The sequence below is a fragment of the Pseudomonas juntendi genome (assembly GCF_009932375.1).
Taxonomy (GTDB): Bacteria; Pseudomonadota; Gammaproteobacteria; order Pseudomonadales; family Pseudomonadaceae; genus Aquipseudomonas; species Aquipseudomonas juntendi.
Map to the genome: position 1 here is coordinate 1 of NZ_BLJG01000213.1, position 5,598 is coordinate 5,598.

Below are 5,598 nucleotides of genomic sequence, written 5' to 3' on the forward strand. Positions count from 1 at the left end.
GGTACAGGCAGACGTAGGTGATGCCGGACTGCAACGCACCGATCAGCAGCATCAGAGGACGCAAGAGCGCGGATAGACCTGTGTGCGGGCAAGCCCGCGAACAGGCCGGCACAGCCATCCACAAAACACCAGGCATAAAAAAGCCCGGCCATCAAGGCCGGGCAGGTACACCCAAAGGAGCAAAAACAGGTGTCAGGGTTGGGAATTCGATAACGTTCAGGCCACCGCCGCCAGTTTGGCCTTGGCCTGGTTGAGGCCCTTTTCGTGGAACTCGCCGCTCATGTTCAGGCCCTCGGCATGGATGAAGTCGACATCGTGAATACCGATGAAGGCCATCACCTGCCGCAGATACGGTTCCTGGTGGTCGCTGCTGGCACCGGCATGGATGCCGCCACGGGCGGTCAGGACAATGGCGCGCTTGCCGGTCAGCAGGCCTTGCGGGCCAGTCGGGGTGTACTTGAAGGTGATGCCGGCACGCAGCACATGGTCCAGCCAGGCCTTCAGGGTGCTGGGGATGGTGAAGTTGTACATGGGGGAAGCCATTACCAGCACATCGGCCGCCAGCAATTCGTCGGTCAGTTCGTTGGAGCGGGCCAGGGCCTCCAGCTCGGCAGCGCTGCGCTGCGCTTCGGGCTTCATCCAGCCGCCCAGCAGGTTGGCATCCAGGTGCGGCACCGGGTTCAGCGCCAGGTCGCGCAGCGTGATCTGATCGGCCGGGTGGGCAGCTTGCCAGTGCGCAATGAAGTCCTGGGTCAGCTGGCGGGAAACGGAATCCTGCTGGCGGGCGCTGCTTTCGATGATCAGTACGTGGGCCATGAGCGGTGCCTCCATCGGCAAAAGGGTTGCGATTCGATGGAGGTGAGATTAAGGCTTGACCTATCGATAAAAAAGCGTAAAAAGTGGGTTCAACCTATCGATTAATCAGTTTATTCCGCACTGCATTGCACGGCGATGCGCAGCTTGATGATCTGCCGGTTGAATTTGGCCGTGACGTCGGCGCTTTTCCCGGCCGCTACGTTCACCCGGCGCACCCGTGGCGCCTCCGGGCCATTACGGAAGGTCACCTTGCAGGCCGCCGCGACCTGCCCATAGTTGTTCAGGGTAATGGCGCCAATGTCGTAGGCGGTGTCGTAGGCGGTGTAGTCGAGCTTGACCCCGTCCAGGTCCTTGTCCACATCGATGGGATAAGCCATGGCCCCGAGGGGCAGGCACATCAATATTGCCGCACAACATTTCTTCATGGCCGCTCTCCTTGCAAAGAGCGCAGCTTAGGACAACAGGAGCGAAAGATGAAAGCGCCGCGCGTAACCCTTGACCAGTGGCGGACCCTGCAAGCAGTGGTCGACCATGGCGGGTTTGCCCAGGCCGCGGAGGCCCTGCACCGCTCGCAATCTTCGGTCAGCTACACCGTGGCCCGCATGCAGGAACAACTGGGCGTGCCCTTGTTGCGCATCGACGGCCGCAAGGCGGTGCTGACCGAAGCCGGCAGTGTGCTGCTGCGCCGCTCGCGTCACCTGGTCAAGCAGGCCAGCCAGCTCGAGGACCTGGCCCACCACATGGAGCAGGGCTGGGAGGCCGAGGTACGCCTGGTGGTCGACGCCGCCTACCCCAGCGCCCGGCTGGTCCGCGCGCTGGCCGCCTTCATGCCGCAAAGCCGTGGCTGCCGCGTGCGCCTGCGTGAAGAAGTGCTGTCGGGCGTGGAAGAAGTGATGCACGAAGGCATCGCCGACCTGGCCATCAGCAGCTACAGCATCGGCGGCTACCTGGGCGCCGAGCTGAGTGCCGTGGAGTTCGTTGCCGTTGCCCACCCCGAACACAGCTTGCACCGCCTGGGCCGTGAACTGACCTTCCAGGACCTGGAAAGCCAGCTGCAAGTGGTGATCCGCGACTCTGGCCGGGCCCAGCCACGCGACGTTGGCTGGCTGGGTGCCGAACAGCGCTGGACCGTCGGTAGCCTGGGCACCGCCGCCACCTTCGTCAGCAGCGGCCTGGGCTTTGCCTGGCTGCCCCGGCACATGATTGAGCGCGAGCTGCGCGAAGGCGTACTCAAGCCATTGCCGCTGGACCAGGGTGGCAGCCGCCACCCACTGTTCTACCTTTATTCGAGCAAGGAAAAGACCCTGGGCCCGGCCACGCAGATTCTCATCGATTTGCTGCGCAACTTCGACACTGCGCCGCTGGACGTGCCCTTCGCAGCCCCCCCACAAGCTTGAAAGGACCGCGCCCATGGCCTACTTCGAACACGAAGGATGCACGCTGCATTATCAGGAATACGGCCAAGGCCAACCCCTGGTGTTGTTGCATGGGCTGGGCTCCAGCAGCCAGGACTGGGAGCTTCAGGTGCCCGTGCTCAGCCAGCACTACCGGGTGATCCTCATGGACATCCGTGGCCACGGCCGCTCCGACAAGCCACAGGACGGCTACCACATTGCAACCTTCAGTGCCGACCTGCTGGCCCTGCTCGAACACCTGCACACCGGGCCGGTGCACTTCGTGGGCCTGTCGATGGGCGGCATGGTCGGCTTCCAGTTTGCCGTCGACCACCCTCAGTGGCTGCGCAGCCTGTGCATCGTCAACAGTGCCCCCGAGGTCAAGCGCCGCAGCCGCAGTGACTGGTTATGGTGGCTCAAGCGCTGGGGCCTGGCACGCGTCCTGAGTGTCGAAACCGTGGGCAAAGGCCTGGCCGAACGGCTGTTCCCCAAACCCGAGCAGGCCGCGCTGCGGCAGAAAATGGCCCAGCGCTGGGCGCGCAACGACAAGCGCGCCTACCTCAAAAGCTTCGATGCCATCGTCGACTGGGGCGTGCAGGAACGCATCGGCCAGATCCAGTGTCCTACCCTGGTGATTGCCGCCGACCACGATTACACGCCGATACACCTGAAACAACGCTACGTCGCCCTGATCCCCAACGCCAGGCTGGTCGTCGTCGACGATTCCCGGCACGCTACACCCCTCGATCAACCCGAGGTCTTCAACCAGACCCTGCTGCAGTTCCTTGCAGCCGCTTCCACCCCTCAAGGATCTTTGAGCCCATGCTGAAAAAACTCCTGCTCACCGCCTGCTCACTCGCCTTCGCCACCAGCGTCATGGCCTCCGACAAGACCCCGCACGTGCTGCTGGACACCAGCTTCGGCCAGGTCGAAATCGAGCTGAACGCCGAGAAGGCACCGGTCAGCACGAAGAACTTCCTGCAGTACGTCGACAGCGGCTTCTACAACAACACCATTTTCCACCGGGTAATCCCCGGCTTCATGGTCCAGGGTGGCGGCTTTACCGAGCAGATGGTGCAGAAAGACACCAAGGACCCGATCAAGAACGAAGCCAGCAATGGCTTGCAGAACACCCGCGGCACCCTGTCGATGGCACGCACCTCCAACCCCAACTCGGCCACCAGCCAGTTCTTCATCAATGTCGCCGACAACGATTTCCTCAACCCGGGCCGCGATGCCGGTTACGCCGTGTTCGGCAAGGTAACCAAAGGCATGGAGGTGGTCGACCAGATCGTCAACTCGCCCACTACCGTGAAGAAAGGCATGCGCGATGTGCCGGCTGACCCGGTGTTCATCAAGTCGGCCAAACGTATCGACTGACCGCAGGCTGCACAGGGACGTGCAACCGCCTGAAGGCAGGCTGGAACAGGAGTGTCGCTACCCATGCTGTACCGTCGTTTCGAGCAACTGATCGACATCTTCCGCGAAGCACCCAGCGAATCGCCGCCGAGCACCGTGTGGGCGTTCTACCTGTATTACCTGCGCCAGGTCTGGCCCAGCTTCCTGGCGCTGCTGGTGGTCGGCCTGTTCGCCTCGCTGATCGAGGTAGCGATGTTCAGCTACCTCAGCCGCATCATCGACCTGGCCCAGGGCACACCCAACGTCAATTTCTTCAGTGAGCACAAGGGCGAGCTGGCCTGGATGCTGGTCGTGATCCTGCTGCTGCGGCCGCTGTTCTTCGGCCTGCACGACCTGCTGGTGCACCAGACCATCAACCCCGGCATGACCAGCCTGATCCGCTGGCAAAACCACAGCTACGTGCTCAAGCAGAGCCTGAACTTCTTCCAGAGCGACTTTGCCGGGCGCATTGCCCAACGCATCATGCAAACCGGCAACTCGCTGCGTGATTCCGCCGTGCAGGCGGTGGACGCGCTGTGGCATGTGCTGATCTACGCCGTTACCTCGCTGGTGCTGTTCGCCGAGGCCGACTGGCGCCTGATGCTGCCACTGCTGCTGTGGATCGTCGGCTACATCGGCGCGCTGTGCTACTTCGTACCCCGGGTGAAAGAGCGCTCGGTGATCTCCTCCGACGCCCGCTCCAAACTGATGGGGCGTATCGTGGACGGCTATACCAACATCGCCACGTTGAAGCTGTTCGCCCACACCGATCACGAGCAGCAGTACGCGCGCGAAGCGATCCGCGAACAGACCGAGAAAACCCAGCTGGCCTCGCGGGTGGTTACCAGCATGGATGTGGTCATCACCACCCTCAACGGCCTGCTGGTGGTCAGCACCACCGGCCTGGCGCTGTGGCTGTGGAGCCAATCGCTGATCACCGTCGGCGCTATTGCCCTGGCCACGGGCCTGGTGATCCGCATCGTCAACATGTCCGGCTGGATCATGTGGGTGGTCAACGGCATCTTCGAAAACATCGGCATGGTCCAGGATGGCCTGCAGACCATCGCCCAGCCTGTCACCGTCACCGACCGGCCCAACGCCCCGGCCCTGAAAGTCAGCCGTGGCGCGGTACGTTTCGACAATGTCGACTTTCATTACGGCAAGGCCGGCAACGTGATCGAAGGCCTGAACCTGGACATCCGCCCCGGCGAGAAAATCGGCTTGATCGGCCCTTCCGGGGCTGGCAAGTCGACCTTGGTCAACCTGCTGCTACGGCTGTACGACGTGCAGGGCGGGCGCATCCTGATCGACGGCCAGGACATTGCCGAAGTCAGCCAGGCCAGCCTGCGCGCGCAGATCGGCATGATCACCCAGGATACCTCGTTGCTGCACCGTTCCATCCGCGACAACCTGCTGTACGGCCGCCCCGGCGCCAGCGACGCCGAACTTCAGGAAGCCGTGCACCGGGCCCGCGCCGACGAGTTCATCCCACAGCTCTCGGATGCCCAGGGCCGCAGCGGTTTCGATGCCCATGTGGGCGAACGCGGGGTCAAGTTGTCGGGCGGCCAGCGCCAGCGTATCGCGATTGCCCGGGTACTGCTGAAGAATGCGCCGATCCTGATCATGGACGAAGCCACGTCGGCGCTGGACTCAGAGGTCGAGGCAGCAATCCAGGAAAGCCTGGAGACGCTGATGCAGGGCAAGACGGTGATCGCCATTGCCCACCGGCTTTCCACCATTGCCCGGATGGACCGGCTGGTGGTGCTGGACAAAGGGCGCATTGTCGAACTTGGCAGCCACAGTGAACTGCTGCAACAGCAGGGGCTGTATGCCCGGTTGTGGCACCACCAGACCGGGGGGTTTGTCGGGGTTGACTGACGCCTGTAATGGCCCTATCGCTGGCAAGCCAGCTCCCACAGGTACCCACAGATTTCAAGGTGTGGGGTGATCCTGTGGGAGATTCTATGGTTTCTGGCAAGGGTAGCCGGAG

The 5,598-nt window shown here is 62.8% G+C and carries 6 protein-coding genes; 4 read left to right on the forward strand and 2 right to left on the reverse strand.

Annotation, left to right across the window (positions count from 1 at the left end):
* Positions 1-216: 216 nt before the first annotated feature.
* Positions 217-816, reverse strand: a complete 600-nt coding sequence (locus GYA94_RS22020) for an FMN-dependent NADH-azoreductase (protein WP_110677781.1) — start codon at positions 814-816, stop codon at positions 217-219.
* 110 nt (positions 817-926) lie between these two features.
* Positions 927-1,241, reverse strand: coding sequence for a 3-phosphoglycerate kinase (locus tag GYA94_RS22025; RefSeq protein ID WP_161893098.1), 315 nt, complete (start codon positions 1,239-1,241; stop codon positions 927-929).
* A gap of 48 nt (positions 1,242-1,289) precedes the next feature.
* On the opposite strand from GYA94_RS22025, the gene GYA94_RS22030 reads away from it, so the two are divergent.
* The 4 genes from GYA94_RS22030 (at position 1,290) to GYA94_RS22045 (ending at position 5,486) form a co-directional block, all read left to right on the forward strand.
* A complete protein-coding gene (locus tag GYA94_RS22030; protein WP_009683100.1) occupies positions 1,290-2,213 on the forward strand; it encodes a LysR family transcriptional regulator in 924 nt (307 codons plus the stop codon).
* A 13-nt stretch (positions 2,214-2,226) separates the two neighbouring features.
* Entirely contained in the window at positions 2,227-3,039 is an 813-nt protein-coding gene (locus GYA94_RS22035; protein WP_110677785.1) for an alpha/beta fold hydrolase, read from the forward strand.
* Positions 3,033-3,590, forward strand: coding sequence for a peptidylprolyl isomerase A (locus tag GYA94_RS22040; protein WP_009683102.1), 558 nt, complete (start codon positions 3,033-3,035; stop codon positions 3,588-3,590). The genes GYA94_RS22035 and GYA94_RS22040 overlap by 7 nt, the downstream gene beginning before the upstream one ends.
* A gap of 63 nt (positions 3,591-3,653) precedes the next feature.
* Positions 3,654-5,486, forward strand: coding sequence for an ABC transporter ATP-binding protein (locus tag GYA94_RS22045; RefSeq protein WP_054882187.1), 1,833 nt, complete (start codon positions 3,654-3,656; stop codon positions 5,484-5,486).
* Positions 5,487-5,598: the final 112 nt, after the last annotated feature.

Excerpts from the sequence above, each read along its gene's own strand:
- GYA94_RS22035 (WP_110677785.1), top strand. The coding sequence starts at position 2,227 with ATGGCCTACTTCGAACACGAAGGATGCACGCTGCATTATCAGGAATAC.
- GYA94_RS22025 (WP_161893098.1), bottom strand. The coding sequence starts at position 1,241 with ATGAAGAAATGTTGTGCGGCAATATTGATGTGCCTGCCCCTCGGGGCC.
- GYA94_RS22030 (WP_009683100.1), top strand. The coding sequence starts at position 1,290 with ATGAAAGCGCCGCGCGTAACCCTTGACCAGTGGCGGACCCTGCAAGCA.
- GYA94_RS22020 (WP_110677781.1), bottom strand. The coding sequence starts at position 816 with ATGGCCCACGTACTGATCATCGAAAGCAGCGCCCGCCAGCAGGATTCC.
- GYA94_RS22040 (WP_009683102.1), top strand. The coding sequence starts at position 3,033 with ATGCTGAAAAAACTCCTGCTCACCGCCTGCTCACTCGCCTTCGCCACC.
- GYA94_RS22045 (WP_054882187.1), top strand. The coding sequence starts at position 3,654 with ATGCTGTACCGTCGTTTCGAGCAACTGATCGACATCTTCCGCGAAGCA.